This is a genomic window from Protaetiibacter intestinalis (assembly GCF_003627075.1).
Taxonomy (GTDB): domain Bacteria; phylum Actinomycetota; class Actinomycetes; order Actinomycetales; family Microbacteriaceae; genus Homoserinibacter; species Homoserinibacter intestinalis.
Window position 1 is genome coordinate 2,712,439 of record NZ_CP032630.1, and the last position, 24,377, is coordinate 2,736,815.

The window sequence follows — 24,377 nt, forward strand, 5'->3', positions numbered from 1 at the left end:
CTCCAACCGGTCAAGTCTACAGTCCCGCCGGTTCCCTGGCCGGTTCCGGCCGAACCGCGCGTACCGCCCAGAGCCGGGGATCGGTGTCGAGCAGCACGCGGAGCGCCCCCACCCAGATGAGCGCGGCGAACACGACGTGCACGATGACGAGCAGTTCGGGCAGGCCGACGAGCGACTGGGCCACCCCCACCCCGAGCTGCGCGAGCAGCACGAGCAGGAACGTCCCGACGCGGCCGAGGGCGAGGCGACCGCCGTCCTCGCGTCGCAGCCGGAAGGCGAGCGCCGCGGCGATCCCCAGCACGACCAGCGCGATGACGCCGTGCAGCCACACGACCGCGGTCCAGTCGAACCCCATCCGCGGCACGTCGCTCGAGTCACCGGCGTGCGGTCCCGATCCGGTTACGAGGGTGCCGGCCGCGATGAGCACGGCGGTGGCGACGACGAGCGCCCAGGCGAGCGCGCGCGATCCGGCGGAGGGGCGCGGTCCGTCTCCCCCGCGCCAGCGGGCGCGGTGCCAGGTGAAGGTGGCGCAGGCGAGCAGGGTCATGGCGAGCACGAAATGCACGGCCACCATCCACGGGTTCAGCTCGAACCACACGGTGAAGCCGCCGGCGACCGCGTTGGCGACGACGAGCCAGAACATCGACCATGCGAGCCGGGTCATCGTCCTGTCGCGCGGCTGCTGCAGGCGGGCGGCGATGATCGCCCAGCCGACGGCCGCGATCAGCAGCATGGTGACCATCCGGTTGCCGAACTCGATGGCGCCGTGGATGCCGAGCTCGGGCGTGGCGACGAGGGAGTCCTCCGTGCAGGTGGGCCAGGTGGGGCAGCCGAGTCCGGATCCCGTGACGCGCACCGTCACCCCGCCCAGCACGATGAGCACGGAGGCGACGAGCGCCGCCGTCGTGCCCCAGCGCAGCGCGCGCGGGCCGAGGCTCCAGCGGGCGGCGGCCCAGCCGAGCGGCGTCGTCAGGCGCATCAGAGCGGGAGGGGGATGAAGACGAGCGGGTCGACGCCGACCGCGATGAAGACGAGGGTCAGGTAGGTGATGCTCGCGTGGAACACGCGCATCGGCTTCACCTCGCCCGGACGGATCGCGGCCGCGTAGAGCCGGTGCGACTCGATGAGGAACCAGGCGCCCGACAGCACCGCGATGACCGCGTAGACGACGCCCATGGGGGCCAGGGGCACGAGCAGCAGCGAGCACGCGACGGTGGCCCACGCGTAGAGCACGACCTGCAGGCCGACAGCCGTGCGGCCGCGTACCACCGCGAGCATCGGCACGGAGGCCGCCGCGTAGTCCTCGCGGTAGCGCATCGAGAGCGGCCAGTAGTGCGGCGGGGTCCAGAGGAAGACGATCCCGAAGAGGATGACGGGCGCCCAGTCGAGCGTGCCGGTGACGGCCGCCCAGCCGATCAGCACGGGCATGCAGCCCGCGATGCCGCCCCAGACGATGTTCTGCGGCGTGCGGCGCTTGAGGATGAGCGTGTAGATCAGCACGTAGAACGCGATCGCGACCGCCGAGAGCACGGCGGCGAGCCAGGTGGTGAACACCCACAGCACCGCGATCGAGACGATGCCGGTCACCCACGAGAACACGAGCGCCTCGCGCGGGCTGAGCTCCCCCGTCACGAGCGGACGGTTCTGGGTGCGCTTCATGAGCTTGTCGATGTCGCGGTCGATGTAGCAGTTGAACGCGTTGGCGCTCCCCGCCGAGAGCGCACCGCCCACGAGCGTCGCGACGACGAGCCCCAGGAAGTGCAGGTCGAGCTGGCCCTTCGCGGCGAGCACCATGACGGGTGCGGTCGTGACGAGCAGCAGCTCGATGACGCGCGGCTTGGTGAGGGCGACATACGCGAGCGCCTTGCGCCGGAGGCCGATTCGCCCGGGCGAGGCAACCGCATCCGCCGCCACGGCGTCGACGACCGGCATCTCGGGAGACGCCGGCGCGGGGGCGCTCTGGGCGGAATGCTGCATGGCTCCTCGGATCGGCTCGGCTGAGCCCAGTCTACGTCGCGTCACGGGCGCGTCATCCCGTGACTCGTGCCCGCGAGAGGATGCGTCTCTCGCTATGCTGGTCGTGCCCGCCGACCGTGCGCGCCTCCCCCATCCTCTGCTGACGATGGCGGCCGTGCGCGGTGCGCCGTCGAAGACCGATTCGGCGGGTTGACACCACCAGGGGCGCATGATGCTGCCCCGCATCCGAAAGGTCGACATACACGTGGCAGCACTCTCCTGGGACGAGCTCGACAAGAAGGCCGTCGACACGGCGCGAGTCCTCGCCGCAGACGCCGTGGAGAAGGTCGGCAACGGCCACCCGGGCACGGCGATGAGCCTGGCGCCCGCCGCCTACCTGCTCTTCCAGAAGGTCATGCGGCAGGACCCCTCCGACCCGCACTGGACGGGGCGCGACCGGTTCATCCTCTCGGCGGGCCACAGCTCGCTCACCCAGTACGTGCAGCTGTACCTCGGCGGCTACGGCCTCGAGCTCGACGATCTGAAGGCCCTGCGCACCTGGGGCTCGAAGACCCCCGGCCACCCCGAGTACGGGCACACCGCGGGTGTCGAGATCACGACCGGCCCGCTCGGCCAGGGCATCTCCTCCTCGGTCGGATTCGCGTACGCGCAGCGCTTCGAGCGCGGCCTGTTCGACCCGGACGCCGCCGACGGTGCGAGCCCCTTCGACCACTTCACCTACGTCATCGCGGGCGACGGCGACCTGCAGGAGGGTGTGAGCGCCGAGGCGTCCTCGCTCGCCGGCCACCAGCAGCTCGGCAACCTCATCGCGATCTACGACTCGAACCAGATCTCGATCGAGGACGACACCAACATCGCCTTCACCGAGGACGTCGCGAAGCGCTACGAGGCCTACGGCTGGCAGGTGCAGACCGTCGACTGGAAGAAGACGGGCGAGTACGTCGAGGACGTGCAGGCCCTCTACGACGCGATCCTCGCCGCGCAGGGCGAGCGCGCGAAGCCCTCGCTCATCATCCTCAAGACCATCATCGGCTGGCCGAGCCCCAAGAAGCAGAACACCGGCAAGATCCACGGTTCCGCCCTCGGCGCCGAGGAGCTCGCGGGCCTCAAGGAGGTGCTCGGCTTCGACCCGGCGGAGAGCTTTGTCGTCGCCGACGAGGTCATCGAGCGCACCCGGGGCGCGCTCGAGCGCGGCCAGGCGGCGCGCGCCGAATGGCAGCAGGGCTTCGACGCCTGGGCCACCGCCAACCCCGAGAAGAAGGCGCTGTTCGACCGCATCCAGTCGGGGCAGCTCCCCGACGGCGTCGAGGACGCGCTGCCCGTCTTCGAGGCCGGCAAGGACCTCTCCACCCGCGCCGCCTCCGGCAAGGTGCTCGGCGCCCTCGGCGCCGTCATCCCCGAGCTGTGGGGCGGATCGGCCGACCTCGCCGAGTCGAACCTCACGACCATCGAGGGCGCCAAGTCGTTCATCCCCACCCAGTGGTCCACGCACGAGTGGTCGGGCGACCCCTACGGCCGTGTGCTGCACTTCGGCATCCGCGAGCACGCCATGGGCGCGATCCTCAACGGCATCGTGCTGCACGGCAACACCCGCGCCTTCGGCGGCACCTTCCTCATCTTCAGCGACTACATGCGCCCCGCGGTGCGGCTGGCGGCCCTCATGAAGGTGCCGTCGATCTTCGTCTGGACGCACGACTCCGTCGCGCTCGGCGAGGATGGCCCCACCCACCAGCCGATCGAGCAGCTCACGACGCTGCGCGCCATCCCGGGCCTCGACATCGTGCGCCCCGCGGACGCCAACGAGGTCGCCTGGGCCTGGAAGACGATCCTCGAGCGCCGCGACGCCCCCGCCGGCATCGCGCTCAGCCGCCAGAACCTGCCCGTGTTCGCACGTGGCGAGGGGGCGGCCGAGGGCGACACCCTGGCTGCGGCATCGAACGTCGCGCGCGGCGCGTACGTGCTCGCGGAGGCGCCCGGCGGCACGCCCGACGTCATCCTGCTGGGGACGGGCTCCGAGGTGCAGTTCGCCCTCGAGGCGCGCGAGCAGCTGAAGGCGGAGGGCGTCAACGCCCGCGTCGTCTCGGTGCCGAGCCAGGAGTGGTTCGCCGAGCAGGACGCCGCCTACCGCGAGTCGGTGCTGCCGGCGTCGGTCACGGCGCGCGTCTCCGTCGAAGCGGGTCTCGCCCTCACCTGGGCGCCCTACCTCGGCGCCCACGGCCGCTCGGTGTCGATCGAGCACTTCGGCGCCTCCGCCGACTACAAGACGCTGTACCGCGAGTTCGGCATCACCACGGAGCACGTCGTGGCCGCCGCCCACGACTCGATCGCCGCCGCCGGCGCCTGACACGTACATCCCTCAACGGAAGAAGATCCAGCACCATGACCGACACCACCTCCAAGACCGCCGAACTGTCCGCCATCGGCGTCAGCATCTGGCTCGACGACCTCTCGCGTGAGCGCATCGCCGGGGGCTCCCTCGAGGCCCTCATCGCCGACCGCAACGTCGTCGGGGTCACCACGAACCCGACGATCTTCGCGGCCGCGCTCGCCAAGGGTCAGGCCTACGACGCGCAGGTCGCCGAGCTGGCGTCCGCCGGCGCGAGCGTCTCCGAGGCGGTCTTCGAGATCACGACGGATGACGTGGCCGCCGCCTCCGACATCTTCCGTGGGGTCTACGACGGCACCGCGGGCGTCGACGGTCGCGTCTCGATCGAGGTCGAGCCGGGCCTCGCCAACGACGCCGCCGGCACGATCGCGCAGGCGAAGCAGCTGTGGGCCAAGGTCGACCGTCCGAACGCGATGATCAAGATCCCCGCGACCGTCGAGGGCCTCGAGGCCATCACCGAGGTCATCGGCGCGGGCATCAGCGTCAACGTCACGCTCATCTTCAGCCTCGAGCGCCACCGCGCCGTCATCCGCGCCTACCTCGCCGGCCTCGAGAAGGCCCAGGCCGCCGGGATCGACATCTCGACGATCCACTCGGTCGCCTCGTTCTTCGTCTCGCGCGTCGACACCGAGATCGACAAGCGCCTCGAGGCGATCGGCACCCCGGAGGCGCTCGCCCTCAAGAGCAAGGCGGGCGTCGCGAACGCCCAGCTCGCCTACCAGCTCTTCGAGCAGGAGTTCGCGACCGAGCAGGCGCAGGCGCTCCTGGCCGCGGGCGGCAACGCGCAGCGTCCGCTGTGGGCATCGACGGGCGTCAAGGACCCGGCCCTTCCCGACACCCTCTACGTGACCGAGCTGGCCGTCGCGGGGGTCGTCAACACGATGCCCGAGAAGACGCTCGAGGCGACGTTCGACCACGCGCCGCTGCACGGCGACGCGGTCACCGGTTCGTACGCCGAGGCGCAGGGCGTGCTCGACGCGCTCGCCGCCGTGGGCGTCGACTACGACGACGTCACCGACACGCTCGAGCGCGAGGGCGTCGAGAAGTTCATCGTGTCCTGGAACGAGCTGCTCGACACCGTCACCGCGGCACTCGAGGCCGCGAAGTGACCGTCACCATCGCGGCCAGCGGTGCCGCGGCGGAGGCGATCGAGCGGGTCGTCCCGCAGCTCGTCTCCGACGGCGTCGCGGGACGCATCACGACCCTCGACGCGACCCTCTGGGGCCCCGCGGCCGAGGAGGAGGCCTCGAAGCGACTCGGCTGGACGGAGGCGGTGGCCGTCTCCGAGGGCCTCGTCGACGACATCCTCGCCCTGCGGGACGACCTGCACGCCCAGGGTGTCGACCACATCGTCCTCGGCGGCATGGGCGGCTCGTCGCTGGCCCCGGAGGTCATCGCGAACACCTACGGCGTCGAGCTCACGGTGCTCGACTCGACCGATCCCGCCCAGGTGCGTTCGGCGCTCGAGGACCGCCTCGCCCGCACCGCGGTCGTGATCTCCTCGAAGTCCGGCTCGACGGTCGAGACCGACAGCCAGAAGCGCGTCTACGAGCAGGCCTTCCGCGAGGCGGGCATCGACCCGATCTCGCGCATCGTCGTCGTGACCGACCCGGGGTCGCCGCTCGACCAGGCCGCCCGGGCCGACGGCTACCGCGTCTTCAACGCCGACCCGACCGTGGGTGGCCGCTACTCGGCGCTCACGGCCTTCGGCCTCGTGCCGACCGGCCTCGCGGGCGTCGACATCGCCGAGCTCCTCGACGAGGCGCAGGCCGTCTCGCTCGAGCTCGCCCTCGACACCGAGCACAACCCCGGCCTCGTGCTCGGCGCCGCGATCTCGGCGACGCGTCCGCTCCGGAACAAGCTCGGCATCGTGCCCGACGGCACGCACATCGTCGGCTTCGGCGACTGGGTCGAGCAGCTCATCGCCGAGTCGACCGGCAAGGACGGCACCGGCATCCTGCCCGTCGTGCTCGACGTCGACTCCTACGAGGTCACCGCCGGCCTGCCCGACGTGCAGCTCGTGCGGCTCGTCGCCAGCGCCCGCGAGACCCGTGAGGTGCGGGACGGCGAGATCGAGGTCTCCGGATCGCTCGGCGGCCAGCTGCTCGTCTGGGAGTACGCGACCGCCGTCGCCGGCCGCATCCTCGGCATCAACCCCTTCGACCAGCCCGACGTCGAATCGGCGAAGATCGCCGCGCGCGGCCTCCTCGACGCACGCCCCGAACCCGTCCCCGCGCTCTACACGGCGGACGGTGTCGAGGTGCGCACGGCGGGTGGGCTGACGATCTCGGACGAGACCCTCGACGGGGCCGTCGACGCTCTGCTCGCGGCGCTCCCCGCCGACGGGTACATCTCGGTGCAGGCCTACCTCGACCGGATCGCCTACCCCGAGCTCGCGGGCATCCGCGACGCCCTCGCGCGTCGCGCGGAGCGTCCCGTGACCTTCGGCTGGGGGCCGCGCTTCCTGCACTCGACCGGGCAGTTCCACAAGGGCGGCCCCGCCGTCGGCGTGTTCCTGCAGATCGTCGGCGCGGGCGAGGAGGACCTCGAGATCCCGGGACGGCCGTTCACCTTCGGGCAGCTCATCCAGGCGCAGGCCGCGGGCGACGCGAGCGTGCTCGCCGACCACGGCCGCCCCGTGCTGACCCTCACGCTCCCGCAGCCCGCCGCCGGTGTGGTGACGCTGCGCGAGCGGATCGGCTGAGCCATGCCGGTGGAGATCACGCGGGAGAACAACCCGCTCCGGCTCCCCTCCGACCGTCGGCTGAACCGCATCGCGGGACCGTCCAGCCTCATCATCTTCGGCGTCACGGGCGACCTGTCGCGCAAGAAGCTGATGCCGGCGGTCTACGACCTCGCCAACCGCGGGCTGCTGCCGCCGGGCTTCGCGCTCGTCGGCTTCGCCCGGCGCGACTGGGTCGACCAGGACTTCGAGAAGGTCGTGCACGACGCCGTCAAGCAGTACGCGCGCACCCCGTTCGACGAGGACGTCTGGCGCCAGCTCAAGCAGGGCATCCGCTTCGTGCAGGGCGAGTTCGACGACGACAGCGCGTTCGACCGGCTCAAGCAGACGCTCACCGAGCTCGACGCGAGTCGCGGCACCATGGGGAACCACGCGTTCTACCTGTCGATCCCGCCGAAGTCGTTCCCGCTCGTGACCGAGCAGTTGCGCCGTTCGGGGCTCGCCGAGCAGGCGCCCGGTCAGTGGCGGCGCGTCGTCATCGAGAAGCCGTTCGGGCACGACCTCGCCTCGGCGCGCGAGCTGAACGACGTCGTCGAGTCGGTCTTCCCGCCCGACAGCGTCTTCCGCATCGACCACTACCTCGGCAAGGAGACCGTCCAGAACATCCTGGCGCTGCGCTTCGCCAACCAGCTCTACGAGCCCATCTGGAACGCCAACTACGTCGACCACGTGCAGATCACGATGGCCGAGGACATCGGCGTCGGCGGCCGAGCCGGCTACTACGACGGCATCGGCGCGGCCCGCGACGTCATCCAGAACCACCTCCTGCAGCTGCTCGCCCTCACCGCGATGGAGGAGCCGGTCTCCTTCGCCGCCGCCGATCTGCGTGCCGAGAAGGAGAAGGTGCTCTCGGCCGTGCACCTGCCGAAGGATCTGTCCACCGCGACCGCCCGTGGGCAGTACGCGGGCGGCTGGCAGGGCGGCGAGAAGGTGCTCGGCTTCCTCGAAGAGGAGGGCATGAACCCGCAGTCGGTCACCGAGACCTACGCGGCGCTCAAGCTCGAGATCAACACCCGGCGTTGGGCGGGCGTGCCGTTCTACCTGCGCGCGGGCAAGCGCCTCGGACGCCGCGTGACCGAGATCGCGGTCGTCTTCACGCGCGCCCCGCAGTACCTGTTCGCGGAATCGCAGACCTCGGCCCTCGGCCAGAACGCGCTCGTCATCCGGGTGCAGCCGGACGAGGGCGTCACGATCCGCTTCGGCTCCAAGGTGCCGGGCGCCGGCATGCAGGTGCGCGACGTGACGATGGACTTCGGCTACGGCCACGCCTTCACCGAGGCGAGCCCGGAGGCCTACGAACGTCTCATCCTCGACGTGCTGCTGGGCGACCCGCCGCTCTTCCCGCGGCACGAGGAGGTCGAGCTCAGCTGGAAGATCCTCGACCCGATCGAGCAGTACTGGGACAGCCTCGGCGGACCCCTCGAGCAGTACCAGCCCGGCACCTGGGGCCCCGGCTCCGCCGACGAACTGCTCGAACGCGACGGCCGCACCTGGCGACGCCCCTGATCCGGAGACACCCATGATCGTCGACCTGCCCGACACCACCACGAGCGCCCTCTCGAAGGCGCTCGTCAAGATCCGCGAAGAGGGCGGCGCCGTCGCCCTCGGCCGGGTGCTGACCCTCGTGATCGCCACCCCGCTCGGCGAGGAGGAGGAGGCCATCGAGGCCGCCAACGACGCCTCACGCGAGCACCCGATGCGCGTCATCGTGCTGTCGCGTCGTCCCGAGCCCACCGACGAGGAGGCGCGTCTCGACGGGCAGATCCGCGTCGGCGGGGACGCCGGGGCGAGCGAGGTGGTCGTCCTGCGCGCCTACGGCGCCGCCGCCTCCGACGAGGAGGGGCTCGTCACGAGCCTCCTGCTGCCGGACGCGCCCGTCGTGGTGTGGTGGCCGAGCGTCGCCCCCCAGGCACCCAGCCGCTCCCCGCTCGGCCGCATCGCGCAGCGCCGGATCACCGACGCCGCCGAGGCGGCCGACCCGGTGCAGGCGCTCACGACCCTCGGTCGCAACTACCAGCCGGGCGACACCGACTTCTCGTGGACGCGTCTCACCCTGTGGCGGGCGCAGCTCGCCGCGGTGCTCGACCAGCCGCCCTACGAGCCCGTCACCGCGGTCACCGTGAGCGGCGCGTCCGACTCCCCCTCCACCGAGTTGCTGGCCGCCTGGCTGCGCCTGCAGCTGCAGGTGCCGGTGGCCCTCGAGACGACGCCGTCGCTCGGCTCTAGCGGCATCCACGGCGTCAAGCTCGAGCGGGCGTCGGGCATCATCGACCTCGAGCGCACCATGCCGAACGTCGCGACCCTCGTGCAGCCGAACCAGCCGACACACGACATCTCGCTGCCGCGCCGCAGCCTGCGCGATTGCCTGGCCGAGGAATTGCGTAGGCTCGACCCGGACGACCTCTTCGGCGAGGTGGTGCAGCGGGGACTCGCACTGCTCGACACGCCCGCCGAGAAGGTCTAGCGCAGAGGGGGCGGACCGTGACGGAACGACGGGTACGGGTCTACGACGGCAAGGCGGCGCTCGCGAACGCGGTCGCCGCGCGGTTCATCAAGCGTCTCGTCGAGACGCTCGCGGAACAGGATCGTGCGCACGTCGTGCTCACCGGCGGCACCATGGGCGAGGCCGTCCTCGCGGCGGTGCGCGAGTCCGCGCGCCGCGACACGGTCGACTGGTCGCGGGTGACGTTCTGGTGGGGCGACGAACGCTACCTCCCGGCGGGCGACCCGGACCGCAACGAGACGCAGTCCCGGCATGCGCTCCTGGACGCGCTCGAGCTCTCCCCCGCGCAGGTCAAGGCCTTCCCCGCCCTCGGGGAGCACGCCGACATCGAGGCGGCGGCCGAGGCCTACGCGGCGGAGCTCGCGGCGGCCGCGCCGGCCGGTGCGACGCATCCGCGTTTCGACATCACCTTCCTGGGCGTCGGCGGGGACGGCCACATCGCGTCGCTGTTCCCCGACCACGAGGCGATCCGCGACACGCAGCACGTGGTGCTCGCCGAGACGAACTCCCCGAAGCCGCCGCCCGCGCGGCTCACGCTCACCTTGCCCGTCATCAACTCCTCCGAGCGGGTGTGGCTCGTGCTCGCGGGCGCGGACAAGGCGGGCGCGCTCGGTCTCGCACTCGCCGACGCGAACCCGCACGACGTGCCCGTCGCCGGGGTCTCCGGGCGCGCGCGCACCGTGTTCTTCGTCGACGCGGAGGCCGCGGCCGAAGTGCCGGAGAACCTGCTCACGCGCGAGCGGTTCTGGACCGCCGCGCACGAGATCCCGGCGAACTGACCCGGCCTGCCGCCCGGGCTGGATTCAGGCGGTGCCGCGGCGCTCGCGCAGCTGCTGGAGGGCGTCCTCGAGGATCTGGGCGGCCTCGTCGTCGGAGCGGCGCTCCTTCACGTACGCGAGGTGCGTCTTGTAGGGCTCGGTCTTCGCGAGCAGCGGCGGGTTCTCGCGGTCGCGCCCGGCGGGCAGGCCCGTCGACGGGCTGTCGATGACGTCGGGGATCTCCTCCTCGGGCAGGTTCGCCGCGAAGTAGCGGACGGTCTCGTTGCCCTGGGCGTCCCAGTACGAGATCGCGATGCGATCCGCGTGGTACCCGCGGTCCTGCTCCCCCATCGGCCCGGACCCGACGCGGGATCCCCGGATGGCGCTACCGCCCGATGCCATGCTGTCTCCTCGTGGTGGTGGTGGTGGTGGTCGACGACGGCCGTCAGGCCGCGCCCACGCCGAACTTCGTCAGCAGCCCGAGCACCACGATGGAGAAGAACCAGGTGATGCCCAGTGCGACCGTGATGCGGTTCAGGTTGCGCTCGGCGACGCCCGAGGCGCCCAGGTTGCTCGTCACGCCGCCGCCGAACATGTCGGACAGACCGCCGCCGCGCCCCTTGTGCAGGAGGATCAGCAGGGTCAGCAGCAGACTCGTGATGCCGAGCAGGATCTGGAATGCGACCTGCACGATCGACCAGAGAACGTCCATGGGTTGCCTTTCGGGTCGGCCAGACGGCCGAGGATCAGTATAAGCGAGGCCGCACGTGACGGCCGTCATCCGGCGTCAGAGTGTGCCGACGTGGCTCTTGAAGCGCACGATGCTCGCGAACTCCTCGAGCTGGAGGCTCGCACCGCCGACGAGCGCGCCGTCCACATCCGGCTCCTTGAGGAAACCGGCGATGTTGTTCGCCTTCACCGAGCCGCCGTAGAGGATGCGGGTGGCTGCGGCCGCGTCGTCACCGAGCACCTCCGCGATGAGCGCGCGCAGCGCCTCGCACACCTGCTGGGCCTGCGCGCTGGTCGCGGCCTGACCGGAGCCGATCGCCCACACCGGCTCGTACGCGACGACGATCTCCTTGCCCGCGACGACGCCCTCGAGGGCCGTGCGCAGCTGCGCCACCGGTACGGCGCTCGGGCCGTGCTGCTCGAGGTCCTCCGCCGTCTCGCCCACGCAGATGATCGGCACGATGCCGTGCCGGTGGGCGGCCGCCACCTTGGCGGCGACGAGCTCGTCGGTCTCGCCGTGGTACTGGCGACGCTCCGAGTGGCCGATGATGACGTACGCGGAGTCGAGCGCCGCGAGGAAGGCGCCCGAGATCTCGCCGGTGTACGCACCGGCGTCGTGAGCGGACAGATCCTGGCCGCCGAACTTGAGCGGCAGCTTGTCGCCCGCCACGAGGGTCTGCACGGAACGCAGGTCGGTGAACGGCGGGAAGACCGCCACCTCGACGTCGGAGAAGTCGTGCTTCTTGTCCTCGAGGGTCCAGGCGAGCTTCTGCACGAACGCGATCGACTGCAGATGGTCGAGGTTCATCTTCCAGTTGCCGGCGATGAGCGGCGTGCGGGCTGCTACTGCCATCCGAGGACCTCCAGTCCGGGGAGCTTCTTGCCCTCGAGGAACTCGAGGCTCGCGCCGCCGCCCGTCGAGACGTGACCGAACTGCTCGTCCGGGAAGCCCAGCTGGCGGATCGCGGCGGCCGAGTCGCCGCCGCCGACGACCCCGAGGCCGTCGACGTGGGTGAGCGCCTCGGCGACGGCGCGCGTCCCGGCGGCGAACGCCGGGAACTCGAACACGCCCATCGGGCCGTTCCAGAAGACGGTCTTCGACGCCCGCACCCGCTCGGCGAACGCGGCCGCCGTGTCGGGGCCGATGTCGAGCCCGATCCCGGAGGCGCCGAACGCCGTGTCCTCGATCCCCGAGGCCGGGGCGACCACGTGGTCGGCGTCGGCCGAGAAGCCGGAGGCGACCACGACATCCGTCGGCAGCACGAGCTCGACGCCGCGCTCGGCCGCCTCGGCGAGGTAGCCGCGGACCGTGTCGAGCTGGTCGGCCTCGAGCAGGCTCGAGGCGACCTTGTGGCCCTGCGCGGCGAGGAAGGTGAAGAGCATGCCGCCGCCGATGAGCAGTGCATCCACCCGCGGCAGCAGGTGGCCGATGACGCCGAGCTTGTCGGAGACCTTGGAGCCTCCGAGCACGACCGTGTACGGCCGCTCGGGGTTCTCGGTGAGCTTGTCGAGCACCTCGAGCTCGGCCGCGATGAGCAGACCGGCGGCGCTCGGGAGCGCCTGCACGAGCTCGTAGACGCTCGCCTGCTTGCGGTGCACGACCCCGAAGCCGTCCGACACCACGACGTCGCCGAGGGCGGCGAGCTGCGCGGCGAAGGCCTCACGCTCGGCGGCGTCCTTCGACGCCTCACCCGGGTTGAACCGCAGGTTCTCGAGCAGCACGACGCCGGGCGTCGGCGCCGCCTCGACGACGCCGGCCGCCGACTCCCCCACCGTCTCCGGCGAGAAGGCGACGTCGACGCCGAGCAGCTCGCCCAGCCGCACCGCGACGGGCGCGAGCGAGTACTTGGGGTCCGGAGCACCCTCCGGACGACCGAGGTGGCTCATCACCACGACCTTCGCACCCCTCTCGAGGAGCAGGCGGATGGTCGGGACGGAGGCGCGCACGCGCCCGTCGTCGGTGATGACGCCGTCCTTGAGCGGAACGTTGAGGTCGCAGCGCAGGAGCACGACCTTGCCGGACAGCTCTCCCAGGCTGTCGATCGTCCGGAGGGTCATCGCTTAGAGGCGCTCGGCGACGTACTCGGTGAGGTCGACCAGACGGTTCGAGTAGCCCCACTCGTTGTCGTACCAGGCCGACAGCTTGACCTGGTCGCCGATGACGCGCAGCAGGCCCGCGTCGAAGATCGACGAGTGCGGGTCGGTGACGATGTCGCTCGAGACGATCTCGTCCTCGGTGTACTTGAGGATGCCCTTGAGGTAGCCCTCGGCGGCCTCCTTGTAGACCGCCTTGATCTCGTCGACGGTGGCCGACTTGCTCGCGGTGACGGTGAGGTCGGTGATCGAGCCGGTGGGCACCGGCACGCGCAGCGCGAAGCCGTCGAGCTTGCCGACGAGCTCGGGCAGGACGAGGCCGATGGCCTTGGCGGCACCCGTGGAGGTCGGCACGATGTTGATCGCGGCGGCGCGGGCGCGACGCAGGTCGCTGTGCGGGCCGTCCTGGAGGTTCTGATCGGCCGTGTAGGCGTGCACGGTCGTCATGAGGCCGCGCTCGATGCCGAAGTTGTCGTTGAAGACCTTGGCGAGCGGCGCGAGGCAGTTGGTGGTGCACGACGCGTTCGAGATGATGTGCTGCGTCGCCGGGTCGTAGTCGCCCTCGTTGACACCCATCACGAAGGTGGCGTCCTCGCCCGTGGCGGGGGCCGAGATGAGCACCTTCTTGGCGCCGCCGCCGTCGATGTGCTTGCGGGCGTCGACGGCCTTGGTGAAGCGCCCCGTCGACTCGATGACGATGTCGACACCGTAGTCGGACCACGGCAGCAGGGCGGGGTCGCGCTCTTCGAAGACGCGGATGGCCTTGCCGCCGACGACGATGTTCTCGTCGTCGTACTCGACGGTGGCGTCGAGACGTCCCGTGACCGAGTCGTACTTGAGCAGGTGCGCGAGGGTCTTGTTGTCCGTGAGGTCGTTCACGGCCACGATCTCGAGGTCGGCGCCCTGGGCGAGGGCGGCACGGAGGTAGTTGCGACCGATCCGGCCGAAGCCGTTGATGCCGATCTTGACGGACACGTTGTCTCCTTGATGAGCGCTGGATGCGCGAGGTGTCTGGATGTGGTGAGTAGAGGGGGTGGCCGGGGCGCGGGCCCCGGCCACCTCGCCTGCTACGACAGTAGCAGCAGCCCCGCACCGCCCGAACGTGCGGCGTCGAAGCGGGCCCCGGCATCCGCCCAGTTGGCGATGTTCCAGAACGCCTTCACGTAGTCCGCCTTGACGTTGACGTAGTCGAGGTAGAACGCGTGCTCCCACATGTCGAGCTGGAGGATGGGCGTGATCCCGAGCGGCGTGTTGTTCTGCTGGTCGTAGAGCTGGTGCACGAGCAGGCGGGCGCCCACCGGGTCCCAGGCGAGCACCGCCCAGCCCGAGCCCTGCAGGCTGTTCGCGGCGGCGCTGAAGTGGCCCACGAACTTGTCGAACGACCCGAAGAACTCGTCGATCGCGGAGGCGAGCTCGCCGACCGGCTTGTCGCCGCCGTCGGGCGAGAGGTTCTTCCAGAAGATCGAGTGGTTGACGTGCCCGCCGAGGTGGAAGGCGAGGTCCTTCTCGAGCTTCGGCACGTTCGTGAAGTCGCCCGAGTCGCGCGCCTCCTCGAGCTTCTCGAGGGCGGTGTTCGCGCCGGCGACGTAGGCCGCGTGGTGCTTGTCGTGGTGCAGCTCCATGATCCGGGCGCTGATGCTCGGTTCGAGCGCCGCGTAGTCGTAGGGCAGATCCGGGAGGCTGTAGACGGCCATGGTTCTCCTTCTTCCTTCTTGAGGTTCTCGAGGTCTATTCGTCGAAGTCGGGCGGCAGGTTGGCGTCCGTGCCGGGGATCCCGAGATCGGAGGCGCGCTTGTCGGCCATCGCCAGCAGACGGCGGATGCGGCCGGCCACGGCGTCCTTCGTCATGGGCGGGTCGGCGAAGTGGCCGAGCTCGTCGAGGCTCGCGTCGCGGTGCTCGAGCCGCAGGGTGCCCGCGTAGCGCAGGTGGTCGGGGATCTCCTCGCCGAGGATCTCCATCGCCCGCTCGACGCGCGCGCACGCGGCCACGGCGGCCTGCGCGGAACGGCGCAGGTTCGCGTCGTCGAAGTTGACGAGCCGGTTCGCGGTCGCTCGCACCTCGCGGCGCTGGCGCAGCTCCTCCCAGGCGGTCACGGCGCGCTCGGCGCCCATGAGGCGCAGCATCGCGGCAATCGCCTCTCCCTCGCGGATGATCACCCGGTGCACACCGCGCACCTCGCGTGCCTTGGCGGGCACCTTGAGGCGCCCGGCGGCGCCGACCAGCGCCATCGCGGCCTCGTTACCGGGGCAGGTGACCTCGAGCGCTGCCGACCGGCCGGGGTCGGTGAGGGTGCCGCGGGCGAGGAACGCCCCCCGCCAGATCGCCGCGAGGTCCTCGCGTGAGCCGGTCGTGAGCCGGTTCGGCAGGCCGCGTACCGGGCGGCGGCGCGCATCCAGGAGTCCGGTCTGGCGCGCGAGCGTCTCGCCGCCGTCGACCACCCGCACGACGAACGTCGTGGTCTTCTGCGGGCCGGACCCGCCGATGAGCTTCCCCTCGCTGCGCACGCCGTACAGCTCGGCGAGGTCGCGGCGCACGCGCTGCGCGACCGTCTGCGAGTCGAGCTCCGCCTCGACCGCGATGCGGCCGGAGATGATGTGCAGACCGCCGGAGAAGCGCAGCAGCGCCGCGAGCTCGGCCGCGCGCACGCTCGTCTTGCCGACTTCGACGGAGACGAGCTCCTCCTTGACGTCAGCCGTCAGTGCCACGCGCTCATTCCTCGTTCTCTTCTCGGATCCCTGCGGTCATCGCTCACTCGCGCCCGAGGTCGCGATGCCGAACGGCGACGGACACCCCGGGGAGTTCACGGAGGCGGCGTGCCACCTCCTCGACGATCGCCACGGACCGGTGCTTGCCGCCTGTGCATCCTACGGCGATCGTAGCGTGGCGCTTGTTCTCGCGCCGATAGCCGTCGACGACGACCGCCAGGGCGGCGACATAGTGCGTCACGAACTCGTCGACGCCCTCCTGGGCGAGCACGTAGTCGCTCACCCGCGCGTCGAGTCCGGTGAGCGGCGCGAGCTCGCCCACCCAGAACGGGTTCGGCAGGAAGCGCATGTCGGCCACCATGTCGGCATCTGCGGGCAGTCCGTACTTGAAGCCGAAGCTCATCACGGTGAGCTTGACGCGCGGCGTCGACTCGCCCCCGAACAGCTCGGCGACACGGGTGGCGAGCTGGTGGACGTTGAGCTGCGAGGTGTCGATGACGACGTCGCTCTGCTCGCGCAGGCCCGTCATCCGACCGCGCTCGGCGACGATGCCGTCGAGGAGCGTGCCGTCGCCCTGCAGCGGATGCGGTCGCCGCACCTGCTCGAAGCGCCGCACGAGGGCGTCGTCGGACGCGTCGAGGAACACCACCCGGGCGCTGCCGGCGGACTGGAGCTCGGCGACGCTCGCCTGGGCGTCTTCGAAGAGACGTCCCCCGCGCACGTCGACGACGGCCGCGATCTTCGGGATCGCCTCCCCCGTGTGGGCGCCGAGATCGACGAGCGGGCGGAGCATCTGCGGGGGCAGATTGTCGACGACGTACCACCCGAGATCCTCGAGGGCGTTCGCGACCGTGGAACGGCCGGCACCCGACATGCCCGTCACGACGAGCAGTTCCCGCCCGTCGTCCCCGTCGCTCATGCCTCGCCGTCTTCCCGTCGTCGCCCGCCTCCCAGCCTAGCCACGATGGCGGTCGCGAGTTGGGGCCCGATCCCCCGCACCTCGGCGATCTCGGCCTCATCGGCGGCCTTCAGCCGGGCGACCGAGCCGAAGTGCCGCAGCAGCTCGCGCGAGCGCGCGGGCCCGAGGCCGGGGATCTCGGCGAGCACGGTGCCGATGTCGGCGCGCCGCTTCTGGCGCTGGAAGGTGATCGCGAAACGGTGCGCCTCGTCGCGGATGCGCTGCACCAGGAAGAGGGCCTCGCTGCCGCGCGGCAGGATCACGGGGAACGGGTCGTCGGGGAGCCACAGCTCCTCGAGCCGCTTGGCGATGCCCACGAGCGGGATGTCGTCGATCCCGAGCTCGTCGAGCACCGCGGCCACCGCCTGCACCTGCGGCTGGCCCCCGTCGACGATGAGCAGTCCGGGACGGTACGCGAAGCGCCGCCGCGGCCGGGCGCCCTCCTCCGCCTCCGTCGGGGTCTCGTCCTCGTCGAGCCGCGCGAGGCGCCGACGCAGCACCTGGGCGAGCGATTCGGTGTCGTCGTTCGTGTCGTGCACGGCGAACTTGCGGTAGTCGGACTTCTTCGGAAGCCCGTCCTCGAACACCACCATCGACGCGACGACGTTGGTGCCGCCGAGGTGCGAGACGTCGTAGCACTCCATGCGCAGCGGGGCCTCGTCGAGCCCGAGCGCCTCCTGCAGTTCGCCGAGAGCCTGGCTGCGGGCCACGTAATCCGCCGTGCGCCGCGTCTTGTAGAGCGCGAGCGCCTGCTTCGCGTTGAGCGAGGCCGTCTGCAGCAGTGCCGCCTTCTCGCCGCGCTTCGCGGTCTTGAGCGCCACGGCACCGCGCTCCCGGCGATCGCCGAGCCACTGCTCGAGCGCGGGGGCGTCGTCGGGCAGCACGGGCACGACGATCTCGCGGGGCGGCTGCTCCGTCTCGTAGGCGGTCTCGATCACCGATTCGACGAGCTCGCCCGAGCTGATGTCGAGCTCCTTGTCCACGACCCAGCTGCGCACCCCGCGGATGCGGCCGCCGCGCACCACGAACTGCTGCACCGCGGCGGCCAGCTCGTCCTCCTCGATGCCGAAGACGTCGACGTCCGTCGCCTCGGCGAGCACGACGGCGCTCTTCTCGAGCACGTTCTCGAGCGCCTGGATGCGGTCGCGGATCTTCGCGGCGCGCTCGTATTCGAAGGCGGTCGCCGCATCCTTCATCTCCCGCTGCAGCAGCGTGATGACGCTGCGGTCGTGGCTCGCCATGAACGCCACGAACTGGTCGACGATCTCGCGGTGCTCCTCGATCGTCACCCTCTGCGAGCACGGGCCGCCGCAGCGCCCGATCTGGCCCGGGAAGCAGGGGCGTCCGCTCTGCATCGCGCGCTTGTAGCTCGCATCCGAGCAGGTGCGGATCGGGAACGCCTTGATCATCAGGTCGATGGTCTCGCGCACCGCCCACACCTTCGGGTACGGGCCGAAGTAGCGCGCCCCCGGAATACGGCGGTTGCGGGTGACCATGACCCGCGGTGCCTCGTCGGCGAGCGTGACGACCATGTACGGGTAGCTCTTGTCGTCGCGGAACTTGACGTTGTACGGCGGCGAGAACTCCTTGATCCAGGTGTACTCCAGCTGCAACGCCTCGACGTCGCTGCCGACGACCGTCCACTCGACCTTCGATGCCGCCAGCACCATATGCCGGGTGCGCTCGTGCAGGCTGCGCAGCGGCTGGAAGTAGTTCGAGAGGCGCTGGCGGAGGTTCACGGCCTTGCCGACGTAGAGGATGCGGCCGGCGGCATCCGAGAAGCGGTAGACCCCGGGCGCCGCGGGGATCTCGCCGGCCTTCGGTCGCCAGGGCAGCACGTCGGCGCGCGGCGACGGGCTCACGGGGTCAGCCCGCCTTCCGGCGTCCCCGCCCGGCCGCCTCGGACTCGAGGAGCTCCGCGAGGAAGCGCCCGGTGTGGCTCGCCGCGTTCCGCGCGACCTGCTCTGGCGTGCCGGTGGCGATCACCTGGCCACCGCCCGATCCGCCCTCGGGACCGAGGTCGATGATCCAGTCGGCGCTCTTGATGACGTCGAGGTTGTGCTCGATCACGATGACCGAGTTGCCCTTGTCGACGAGCCCGTTCAGCACCTCGAGCAGCTTCCGCACGTCTTCGAAGTGCAGGCCCGTGGTCGGTTCGTCGAGCACGTAGATCGAGCGGCCGTTGGAGCGCTTCTGCAGCTCGGTCGCGAGCTTCACGCGCTGCGCCTCGCCGCCGGAGAGGGTCGTCGCGCTCTGGCCGAGGCGCACGTAGCCGAGCCCGACATCCACGAGGGTCTTGAGGTAGCGATGGATGGCCGTGATCGGCTCGAAGAACTCGGCCGCCTCGGCGATCGGCATGTCGAGCACCTCGGCGATGTTCTTGCCCTTGTAGTGCACCTGCAGGGTGTCGCGGTTGTAGCGCGCGCCGTGGCACACCTCGCACACGACGTACACGTCGGGCAGGAAGTTCATCTCGATCTTGATGGTGCCGTCACCCGAGCAGTTCTCACAGCGTCCGCCCTTGACGTTGAAGCTGAACCGGCCGGGCTGATAGCCGCGCGCCTTCGCCTCGATCGTCTCCGAGAACAGGGTGCGGATGCGGTCGAAGACGCCCGTGTAGGTCGCCGGGTTCGAGCGCGGGGTGCGGCCGATGGGGGCCTGATCCACGTGCACGACCTTGTCGAGGTGCTCGAGCCCCGTCACGCGCTTGTGCTTGCCGGGCACCTGACGGGCGCCGTTCAGCTGGTTGGCGAGCACCTTGTAGAGGATGTCGTTGACGAGGCTCGACTTGCCCGAGCCGGAGACGCCCGTGACGGCGACAAAGGCGCCGAGCGGGAAGCTCACGGTCACGTTCTGCAGGTTGTTGGCCTGAGCGCCCTCCACCGTCAGCTGCCGCTTCTTGTCGATCGGGCGCCGCTTCGCGGGCATCGCGATCGCCCGGCGCCCCGCCAGGTAGTCCCCCGTGACGGAGGCGTGGTTGTCGAGCAGCGCCTCGTAGCCGCCCGAGTGCACCACGCGGCCACCGTGCTCTCCCGCGCCCGGGCCGATGTCGACGATCCAGTCGGCGGTGCGGATGGTGTCCTCGTCGTGCTCGACGACGATGAGCGTGTTGCCGAGGCTCTTGAGCTTCACGAGCGTGTCGATCAGTCGGCGGTTGTCGCGCTGATGCAGGCCGATCGAGGGCTCGTCGAGCACGTAGAGCACGCCCGTGAGCCCCGAGCCGATCTGGGTCGCGAGGCGGATGCGCTGGGCCTCGCCGCCCGAGAGCGTCGCCGCCGCGCGCGCCATCGTCAGGTATCCGAGACCGACCTCGAGCAGGAACTCGAGCCGCAGACGGATCTCGCGCAGCACCTGCGCGGCGATCCGCGCCTCGCGCTCGGTGAGCTCGAGCCGCTGCATGAACTCGTACGCGGTCACCAGGCTGAGCTCGGCGACATCCGAGATGCTCTCCCCCGCGACGCGCACCGCGAGCACCTCGGGCTTCAGCCGCTTGCCCGCGCAGACCGGGCACGGCACCTCGCGCAGGTACTCGCCGTAGCGCTGCTGCGACCAGTCGGACTCGGCCTCGTGGTACTTGCGCTCGATGTAGGGCATGACGCCCTCGAAGCCCGTCGAGTACTTCATCGTGCGGCCGAAGCGGTTGCGCCACTGCACGACGACCTCGAAGTCGTTGCCCTGCAGGATCGCCGCGCGCACCTCGTCCGGCAGTTCGCCCCACGGGGTGTCGAGCGAGAAGTCGAGGTCGCGCGCGAGCCCCTGCAGCAGTCGCTGGAAGTAGCTGTAGAGACCCTTGCCGCCCTGGTTCCAGGGGAGGATGACGCCCTCGTTGAGGCTGAGCTCCGGGTCGCCGATCACGAGATCCGTGTCGACCGCCATCTTCGTGCCGAGGCCCGAGCACTCGGGGCAGGCGCCGAACGGCGCGTTGAACGAGAAGGTGCGCGGCTCGATCTCGGTGAGCTGGATGGGGTGGCCGTTCGGGCACGACAGCTTCTCGCTGAACGAGCGGCGGCGGGTCTTCGCGGTGGGCTCCTCGTCGACGAAGTCGATCTCGAGTACCCCGCCCGCGAGGCCGAGCGCGGTCTCGACGGAGTCGGTGACGCGCGTGAGCAGCTCGTCGGAGGCGACGAGCCGGTCGATCACGACGGCGATGTCGTGCTTGTACTGCTTCTTGAGCGCGGGGGGCTCGGCCAGCTGCACGAGCTCGCCGTCGACGATCGCCCGGGAGTAGCCGGATGCCGAGAGCTCCTTGAAGAGGTCGACGAACTCGCCCTTCTTCTGCGAGACGACGGGCGCCAGCACCTGATAGCGGGTGCCGGTCGGCAGCTCCATGAGCTGGTCGGCGATCTGCTGCACCGTCTGGCGCTGGATCCTCTCGCCGCAGACCGGGCAGTGCGGCTCGCCGATGCGCGCCCACAGCAGACGCATGTAGTCGTAGATCTCGGTGATCGTGCCGACCGTGGAGCGCGGGTTGCGGTTGGTCGACTTCTGGTCGATCGAGACGGCCGGGCTCAGGCCCTCGATGAAGTCGACGTCGGGGCGGTCCACCTGCCCGAGGAACTGGCGGGCGTAGGCGGACAGCGACTCGACGTAGCGGCGCTGGCCCTCGGCGAAGATCGTGTCGAACGCGAGGCTCGACTTGCCGGACCCCGACAGCCCCGTGAAGACGACGAGCGCATCCCGAGGGATCTCGAGGTCGACGTCCTTCAGATTGTGGACGCGTGCGCCTCGGACGCTGAGCTTCTGGCTCCCGGAGACAGGGGTGATCGACACTGAACCCATTCTACGGGCGGCCTCCGACACGCGCTCGGGCGCTAGCGCACGTGCCCGACCGACTCCATCTGGCGCAGCTCCTTCTTGAGCTCGGAGAGCTCGTCGCGCAGCCGCGCCGCGAGCTCGAACTTGAGCTCCCCGGCCGCCTGCAGCATCTGCTCGTTGAGGTCGGCGATGATCGTCTCGAGCTCGGCGGCGCCGGAGGCGCCCACGCCCTCGCGTCGCAGGTTCGGGGTCGGCGAGCGGCGCTTCGAGCCGTCCTGACCGCTGCGGCCGGCGAGCAGCTTCGCGGTGTCGGCCTCTTCCCGGGCCAGGATGTCGGTGATGTCGGCGATGCGCTTGCGCAGCGGCTGAGGGTCGATGCCGTGCTCGACGTTGTAGGCGACCTGCTTCTCGCGGCGCCGGTTGGTCTCGTCGATCGCGATCTTCATCGAGTCGGTGAGGTTGTCGGCGTACATGTGCACCTCGCCCGAGACGTTGCGGGCGGCGCGACCGATCGTCTGGATGAGCGAGGTCGAGGAGCGCAGGAAGCCCTCCTTGTCGGCGTCGAGGATCGCCACGAGCGACACCTCCGGCAGGTCGAGGCCCTCGCGCAGCAGGTTGATGCCGACGAGCACGTCGTAGACGCCCGCCCGCAGTTCGGTGAGCAGTTCGACGCGGCGCAGGGTGTCGACATCCGAGTGCAGGTAGCGCACCCGCACGCCGGCCTCGGTGAGGTAGTCGGTGAGCTCCTCGGCCATCTTCTTGGTGAGGGTCGTCACGAGCACGCGTTCGTCGCGCTCGGCCCGGATGCGGATCTCCTCGAGCAGGTCGTCGATCTGGCCCTTCGAGGGCTTCACGACGATCTGCGGGTCGACGAGCCCCGTCGGGCGGATGATCTGCTCGACCACGCCGTCGCCCATCGAGAGCTCGTACTTGCCGGGGGTGGCCGAGAGGTAGATCTTCTGACCGACCCGGTCGAGGAACTCCTCCCAGCGCAGCGGGCGGTTGTCGAGCGCGCTCGGCAGACGGAAGCCGTGCTCGACGAGGGTGCGCTTGCGGCTCGCGTCGCCCTCGTACATCGCGCCGATCTGCGGCACCGTGACGTGCGACTCGTCGATCACCACGAGGAAGTCGTCGGGGAAGTAGTCGAGCAGGGTGTTCGGCGGCTGCCCCGCCTGGCGGCCGTCGATGTGCCGCGAATAGTTCTCGATGCCGTTGCAGAAGCCGATCTGCTCCATCATCTCGAGATCGAAGCCCGTGCGCATGCGCAGCCGCTGCGCCTCGAGCAGCTTGCCCTGTCGCTCGAGTTCGGGCAGCCGCTCGGCGAGCTCCTCCTTGATGGAGCGGATGGCGCGCTGCATCGCCTCGGGGCTCGCGGCGTAGTGCGTGGCCGGGAAGATCGACACCGCATCCATCTGCCGCATGACGTCGCCCGTGAGCGGGTGCAGGGCGTAGAGGGCCTCGATCTCGTCGCCGAACATCTCGATGCGCACGGCGAGCTCCTCGTAGACGGGGATGATCTCGATCGTGTCGCCGCGCACCCGGAACTTGCCGCGCGAGAAGTCGACGTCGTTGCGCTCGTACTGCATGTTGATGAAGCCGCGGACGAGCTTGTCGCGGGAGATGCGGTCGCCGACCTGCAGGGCGACCATCGCGCCGAGGTACTCCTCGGCGGCACCGAGGCCGTAGATGCACGACACCGTCGAGACGACCACGACATCCCGCCTGCTCAGCAGCGAGTTGGTGGTGGAGTGCCGGAGGCGCTCGACCTCGGCGTTGATCGAGCTGTCCTTCTCGATGAAGGTGTCGGTCTGCGGGACGTACGCCTCGGGCTGGTAGTAGTCGTAGTAGCTGACGAAGTACTCGACCGCGTTGTTCGGCATGAGCTCGCGGAACTCGTTGGCGAGCTGCGCCGCGAGGGTCTTGTTGTGGGCGAGGACGAGCGTGGGACGCTGCACCTGCTCGATGAGCCACGCGGTCGTCGCGGACTTGCCCGTTCCGGTGGCGCCGAGGAGCACGATGTCCGACTCCCCCGCCTGCACCCGGTGCGCGAGCTCGGCGATCGCGGTCGGCTGATCGCCGCTCGGGGTGTAGTCGGAGACGACCTCGAACGGACGCACGGAACGCGTCGGCTGCATGAGAACAGCCTAGGCAGCGCCCCCGACACCGCGCAGGCTCGACCAGAGGGCGTCGACCTGGGCCAGGGTCTCCTCGAGGGTGCCGTTCGCGTCGACGACGTGGTCGGCGATCGCGAGACGCGCCGCCTCCGGGGCCTGGGCCGCGATGCGTCGGCGAGCCTCCGCCTCGTCGAGGCCGCGCAGCTCGACGAGGCGGCGCACCCGGGTCTCCTCGTCGGCCGACACCGCGACCACCCGGTCGAACTCGTCGGCCCGGCCCTCGCCGCGTTCGTTCACGAGCAGGGGCACGTCGTAGACGACCACGGCATCCGGCTCCTCGGCGAGGGCGGCGGCGAACAGCTCGCGTGACCGCTCGCCCACCGCGGGATGCGTGATCGCGTTGAGCAGGCGCCGCGCCTCGTCGTCGCCGAAGATGATCGCCCCGAGCGCGGCACGGTCGAGCGTGCCGTCGTCCGCGATGACCCCCGGGCCGAACTCCTCCGCGATCCGGGCGAGCGCGGGCGTGCCGGGCTCGACGACCTCACGCGCCACGCGATCCGCATCCACGACGACGGCCCCGAGCTGCGCCAGCCGCGCGGCGACCGTCGACTTCCCGGAGGCGATCCCTCCCGTGAGCGCCACGAGCATCCCCCC

The 24,377-nt window shown here is 70.6% G+C and carries 20 protein-coding genes; 6 read left to right on the forward strand and 14 right to left on the reverse strand.

What is annotated here, in order from left to right; translation table 11 throughout:
- Positions 1-16 precede the first annotated feature (16 nt).
- Entirely contained in the window at positions 17-979 is a 963-nt protein-coding gene (locus tag D7I47_RS12830; protein WP_120763421.1) for a COX15/CtaA family protein, read from the reverse strand.
- The gene (locus D7I47_RS12835; protein ID WP_120763981.1) at positions 979-1,932 is read right to left on the reverse strand and encodes a heme o synthase; all 954 of its coding nucleotides are present in this window, start codon (positions 1,930-1,932) and stop codon (positions 979-981) included. Before D7I47_RS12835 ends, D7I47_RS12830 begins: the two co-directional genes overlap by 1 nt.
- 289 nt (positions 1,933-2,221) lie before the next feature.
- Between D7I47_RS12835 and tkt the strand changes: the two genes are divergently transcribed.
- Genes tkt through pgl form a run of 6 tightly spaced genes read left to right on the forward strand, consistent with a single transcriptional unit; the run spans position 2,222 to position 10,388 of the window.
- Positions 2,222-4,321: a transketolase gene (gene tkt / locus D7I47_RS12840; protein WP_120763422.1), complete on the forward strand. Its 2,100-nt coding sequence runs from the start codon at positions 2,222-2,224 to the stop codon at positions 4,319-4,321.
- A gap of 35 nt (positions 4,322-4,356) precedes the next feature.
- Positions 4,357-5,472, forward strand: a complete 1,116-nt coding sequence (tal, locus tag D7I47_RS12845) for a transaldolase (protein ID WP_120763423.1) — start codon at positions 4,357-4,359, stop codon at positions 5,470-5,472.
- Positions 5,469-7,067 carry a glucose-6-phosphate isomerase gene (locus D7I47_RS12850; RefSeq protein WP_120763424.1) on the forward strand — a complete coding sequence of 533 codons (1,599 nt, stop codon included), beginning with the start codon at positions 5,469-5,471 and terminating at the stop codon, positions 7,065-7,067. Before tal ends, D7I47_RS12850 begins: the two co-directional genes overlap by 4 nt.
- 3 nt (positions 7,068-7,070) lie before the next feature.
- Positions 7,071-8,612 (forward strand): glucose-6-phosphate dehydrogenase, encoded by a 1,542-nt coding sequence (gene zwf, locus D7I47_RS12855; RefSeq protein WP_120763425.1) that lies wholly within the window; start codon positions 7,071-7,073, stop codon positions 8,610-8,612.
- A gap of 13 nt (positions 8,613-8,625) precedes the next feature.
- Positions 8,626-9,570: a glucose-6-phosphate dehydrogenase assembly protein OpcA gene (locus D7I47_RS12860; RefSeq protein WP_120763426.1), complete on the forward strand. Its 945-nt coding sequence runs from the start codon at positions 8,626-8,628 to the stop codon at positions 9,568-9,570.
- Between the two features lie 17 nt (positions 9,571-9,587).
- Positions 9,588-10,388: a 6-phosphogluconolactonase gene (gene pgl / locus D7I47_RS12865; RefSeq protein WP_120763427.1), complete on the forward strand. Its 801-nt coding sequence runs from the start codon at positions 9,588-9,590 to the stop codon at positions 10,386-10,388.
- A 24-nt stretch (positions 10,389-10,412) separates the two neighbouring features.
- Here pgl and D7I47_RS12870 read toward each other — a convergent pair whose 3' ends face one another.
- From D7I47_RS12870 to coaE, 12 genes are all read right to left on the reverse strand, one after another.
- Complete coding sequence (locus tag D7I47_RS12870) at positions 10,413-10,769, reverse strand: RNA polymerase-binding protein RbpA (RefSeq protein WP_120763428.1); 357 nt, start codon at positions 10,767-10,769, stop codon at positions 10,413-10,415.
- Between the two features lie 43 nt (positions 10,770-10,812).
- On the reverse strand, positions 10,813-11,079 hold the full coding sequence (secG, locus tag D7I47_RS12875) for a preprotein translocase subunit SecG (RefSeq protein WP_120763429.1): 267 nt from the start codon (positions 11,077-11,079) through the stop codon (positions 10,813-10,815).
- Between the two features lie 75 nt (positions 11,080-11,154).
- Positions 11,155-11,949: a triose-phosphate isomerase gene (gene tpiA, locus D7I47_RS12880; RefSeq protein ID WP_120763430.1), complete on the reverse strand. Its 795-nt coding sequence runs from the start codon at positions 11,947-11,949 to the stop codon at positions 11,155-11,157.
- Positions 11,940-13,154, reverse strand: coding sequence for a phosphoglycerate kinase (locus D7I47_RS12885; protein WP_120763431.1), 1,215 nt, complete (start codon positions 13,152-13,154; stop codon positions 11,940-11,942). The genes tpiA and D7I47_RS12885 overlap by 10 nt, the downstream gene beginning before the upstream one ends.
- 3 nt (positions 13,155-13,157) lie before the next feature.
- Positions 13,158-14,165, reverse strand: coding sequence for a type I glyceraldehyde-3-phosphate dehydrogenase (gene gap, locus D7I47_RS12890; protein ID WP_120763432.1), 1,008 nt, complete (start codon positions 14,163-14,165; stop codon positions 13,158-13,160).
- Between the two features lie 92 nt (positions 14,166-14,257).
- Positions 14,258-14,884 carry a superoxide dismutase gene (locus D7I47_RS12895; protein ID WP_120763433.1) on the reverse strand — a complete coding sequence of 209 codons (627 nt, stop codon included), beginning with the start codon at positions 14,882-14,884 and terminating at the stop codon, positions 14,258-14,260.
- Between the two features lie 34 nt (positions 14,885-14,918).
- Positions 14,919-15,896 (reverse strand): DNA-binding protein WhiA, encoded by a 978-nt coding sequence (whiA, locus tag D7I47_RS12900; protein WP_120763434.1) that lies wholly within the window; start codon positions 15,894-15,896, stop codon positions 14,919-14,921.
- Between the two features lie 43 nt (positions 15,897-15,939).
- On the reverse strand, positions 15,940-16,815 hold the full coding sequence (rapZ, locus tag D7I47_RS12905; RefSeq protein WP_120763435.1) for an RNase adapter RapZ: 876 nt from the start codon (positions 16,813-16,815) through the stop codon (positions 15,940-15,942).
- A complete protein-coding gene (gene uvrC / locus D7I47_RS12910) occupies positions 16,812-18,716 on the reverse strand; it encodes an excinuclease ABC subunit UvrC (protein ID WP_120763436.1) in 1,905 nt (634 codons plus the stop codon). The genes rapZ and uvrC overlap by 4 nt, the downstream gene beginning before the upstream one ends.
- Positions 18,717-18,720: 4 nt before the next feature.
- Positions 18,721-21,633: an excinuclease ABC subunit UvrA gene (gene uvrA / locus D7I47_RS12915; RefSeq protein WP_170154383.1), complete on the reverse strand. Its 2,913-nt coding sequence runs from the start codon at positions 21,631-21,633 to the stop codon at positions 18,721-18,723.
- A 32-nt stretch (positions 21,634-21,665) separates the two neighbouring features.
- Positions 21,666-23,744, reverse strand: coding sequence for an excinuclease ABC subunit UvrB (gene uvrB / locus D7I47_RS12920; RefSeq protein WP_120763438.1), 2,079 nt, complete (start codon positions 23,742-23,744; stop codon positions 21,666-21,668).
- 9 nt (positions 23,745-23,753) lie between these two features.
- On the reverse strand, positions 23,754-24,371 hold the full coding sequence (gene coaE, locus D7I47_RS12925; RefSeq protein ID WP_120763439.1) for a dephospho-CoA kinase: 618 nt from the start codon (positions 24,369-24,371) through the stop codon (positions 23,754-23,756).
- Positions 24,372-24,377: the final 6 nt, after the last annotated feature.

Coding starts and splice junctions, on each gene's coding strand:
- D7I47_RS12830 (WP_120763421.1), bottom strand. CDS start 979: ATGCGCCTGACGACGCCGCTCGGCTGGGCCGCCGCCCGCTGGAGCCTC.
- rapZ (WP_120763435.1), bottom strand. CDS start 16,815: ATGAGCGACGGGGACGACGGGCGGGAACTGCTCGTCGTGACGGGCATG.
- tal (WP_120763423.1), top strand. CDS start 4,357: ATGACCGACACCACCTCCAAGACCGCCGAACTGTCCGCCATCGGCGTC.
- tpiA (WP_120763430.1), bottom strand. CDS start 11,949: ATGGCAGTAGCAGCCCGCACGCCGCTCATCGCCGGCAACTGGAAGATG.
- zwf (WP_120763425.1), top strand. CDS start 7,071: ATGCCGGTGGAGATCACGCGGGAGAACAACCCGCTCCGGCTCCCCTCC.
- uvrA (WP_170154383.1), bottom strand. CDS start 21,633: ATGGGTTCAGTGTCGATCACCCCTGTCTCCGGGAGCCAGAAGCTCAGC.
- D7I47_RS12885 (WP_120763431.1), bottom strand. CDS start 13,154: ATGACCCTCCGGACGATCGACAGCCTGGGAGAGCTGTCCGGCAAGGTC.
- D7I47_RS12870 (WP_120763428.1), bottom strand. CDS start 10,769: ATGGCATCGGGCGGTAGCGCCATCCGGGGATCCCGCGTCGGGTCCGGG.
- coaE (WP_120763439.1), bottom strand. CDS start 24,371: ATGCTCGTGGCGCTCACGGGAGGGATCGCCTCCGGGAAGTCGACGGTC.
- uvrB (WP_120763438.1), bottom strand. CDS start 23,744: ATGCAGCCGACGCGTTCCGTGCGTCCGTTCGAGGTCGTCTCCGACTAC.
- secG (WP_120763429.1), bottom strand. CDS start 11,079: ATGGACGTTCTCTGGTCGATCGTGCAGGTCGCATTCCAGATCCTGCTC.
- D7I47_RS12835 (WP_120763981.1), bottom strand. CDS start 1,932: ATGCCGGTCGTCGACGCCGTGGCGGCGGATGCGGTTGCCTCGCCCGGG.
- D7I47_RS12895 (WP_120763433.1), bottom strand. CDS start 14,884: ATGGCCGTCTACAGCCTCCCGGATCTGCCCTACGACTACGCGGCGCTC.
- D7I47_RS12860 (WP_120763426.1), top strand. CDS start 8,626: ATGATCGTCGACCTGCCCGACACCACCACGAGCGCCCTCTCGAAGGCG.